Origin of the sequence: Nocardia araoensis NBRC 100135 (assembly GCF_000308435.1) — a bacterium.
GTDB lineage: Bacteria > Actinomycetota > Actinomycetes > Mycobacteriales > Mycobacteriaceae > Nocardia > Nocardia araoensis.
Genome location: NZ_BAFR01000285.1, coordinates 1 through 2297, shown reverse-complemented (window position 1 = coordinate 2297; position 2297 = coordinate 1). Strand labels below are relative to the sequence as shown.

Genomic DNA, 2297 nt, shown 5'->3' with positions numbered 1-2297 from the left:
AGGCCCGATCCGGCGGGTGATCACCGCGCTGGTCTCCGAGTCTCGCGCCGCGGGGCTGACCGGTCGGCAGGTGCGGCTACTCAACATCATGGGCCACCGCGCCGAGGAATCGCCTCAGCGCCGCCGCTCGTCGCCGTTCGTACACGAACCCGGCGCCACCTGCCTGTGCGCGATCTGTAGAAGAGCGCGTGCCGAGGGTCGCGCGGTCAGGAGCGGTGTGTCCAATACGCGCCGTCACGTCGATACGTGGCTGCCGATCCATGGCTGGACCGCGCAGGATGTGTGGGCGCGTATCGCTTCCGCTGGCACCCGCCCGCACCCCGCCTACGCTGCCGGATTCCCGCGGGCGTCCTGCGTTTTCTGTGTCCTTTCCTCCCGCGCCGCGCTCGTGCGCGCCGCGCAACTATTTCCCGAATTGGCCGCGCAATACGCCGCCGTGGACGACGCGATCGGCCACCGCTTCCGCGCCGACCGCTCGATGGCCGACATCATCACCGAAGCCACCACCGCCACCACATCCCGGCCGATCCAGGACTGGGCCGCCTGACCGATACGCGGTGCCCCGATTGCGCGGTATGAGCGATCCCGGATGCGGGAGGGCCTTGGTCGTGCATTGCTCGGCCTTCGCCCGGGATCTCCCCGCTACCACTCGCCCCCGCCGCCCTTGCCGAAAGGAGTTTCCGGATGGTTGATCCTACGGAGGGCTTGTTCGCTGTGCCGGATCTTTTCGGCGGCGCGGTTTCGGTGTGCTGGTCCTACGGCATGGGTGTGGAGAGCACTTGTGGAGTGGTGCGCACGCTGCTCGAGCCGGAGTTCCGGCCTGCGGAGCTGCGGGATGACCTGTCGAACCTGATCGTGTTGATCGCCCAGACCGGTGACGAGTGGACCAGTACCTGCGACCTGGTCACCGCCCATGTCCTGCGGTTGCTGCGACAGGCTTCGGTTCGCCTGGTCGAAGTGGCCCGCAGGGGCCCGTCGGCCGCGGACGGGATCGTGGTGTTGCAGGACACCCGGCAACCGGTGCGGCTGCACCCCGACCCGCAGAAGTACGGCTTCTACGCGCTCAGCGACGAACACCGCGGCAACGGCGTGCTGCCCACCCTCGGCGGCAACCGCACCTGTTCGGCCAAGGCGAAAGGAGTACCGCTCGACACGTGGCGGGCCACCCATCTGGGTTCCGCCCGGTATGTGCACGCGGTCGGCTACAACGCCGAGGAGACCCGGCGCATCGCCACGGATTCGTCGGTGACGTTGGGCGGGCGCCGTCACCCGATCTACCCGCTGCACGCCGCAGGCTGGTCCCGCGCCCGCTGCCAGGGATACCTGTTCGGGTTGTTCGGGGTGTGGTGGCCGAAATCCTGCTGCCGCCAATGCTGCTTCGTGTCCCAACCCGGATGGCCGGAGCAGCTGGCGCGGTTCCACGCCGCGCCCGCCGAGGCGTACAAGCATGTGGTGGACGAGTACGTCGCCGTCGCGCTCAACCGCAACTCCGGACTGTTCGGACCGGGTAAATCGCTGACTGACCGGTTGCGCCGCGACGGCGCCCACCACGTCCTCACCCTGGCCGAAGCGCAGCTGGATCGCTGCCGGTGGACGGTCTACCGGGTCCGCCGCTGCTACACCGCACCCGCGCGCGCCTGGCGGGCCGTCGACACCGTGGCCCACGGCAGCCGAACCGAAACCGTGGAGATCCTGCACCGGATCGCCGCAACGTTGCAGGTCCCGTGCGACCTGGACGGTGATCACACCCGGGTGTGGTTGACCGAACCCGCGACGACGTATCCGCGGTTGGAGGAGTTCTTCGTCGCCGCACCCGACTGTGTGATGCCCAAACAGCGGGCTGGGTTCGACGCGCGCTGGCACGGCCACGCCGACGAGCGCCTGCTCGCGGTCGAGCAGGCCGCCCACGACGCCGTGGCAGTTCGCGGCGCGGCATAGCCACGGTTTCCCCGACTGGTAAGGGTCCTGTCGTCACCGACGAATGCGGTGACCACTCCTCCGCGCGAGCCCGCCGACGTGCGGATTCGCGGGGACCACATCACCAACTCCCTGTTGCCCGTGCAACGCCAGACCGGAGAACGCCTTCCGGTCTGGCGTTCTGCCGTTTCCGGAAGGTGGCCCGTCATGCCCGATTCCCTGTCTGTTGCGCTGTGCGCGGTCTGCGGCAGTGGTGAGCCCGGTGACCGGTACCCGGTCGGAGACCAGGTCGTCTGTCCCCACTGCGCAGGGCGGATACCGCGGTGTGATCACTGCCGTGAGTCCTCGCTCACGGTGACCGAAACCGCCGAGGAATATCA

At 68.7% G+C, this 2297-nt stretch carries 2 protein-coding genes; both read left to right on the top strand.

The annotated features are described in order from the left end of the window. On the top strand, positions 1-547 hold a 547-nt coding region (locus tag ON21_RS30435; RefSeq protein WP_039803686.1), incomplete at its 5' end, for a phosphoadenosine phosphosulfate reductase domain-containing protein. Positions 548-684: 137 nt separating this feature from the next. Next, entirely contained in the window at positions 685-1938 is a 1254-nt protein-coding gene (locus ON21_RS30430) for a hypothetical protein (protein ID WP_157171029.1), read from the top strand. The last annotated feature ends 359 nt before the right edge of the window (positions 1939-2297 follow it).

Bases quoted from the DNA above. Each gene is read 5' to 3' on its own strand.
- ON21_RS30430 (WP_157171029.1), top strand. From the start codon at position 685: ATGGTTGATCCTACGGAGGGCTTGTTCGCTGTGCCGGATCTTTTCGGC.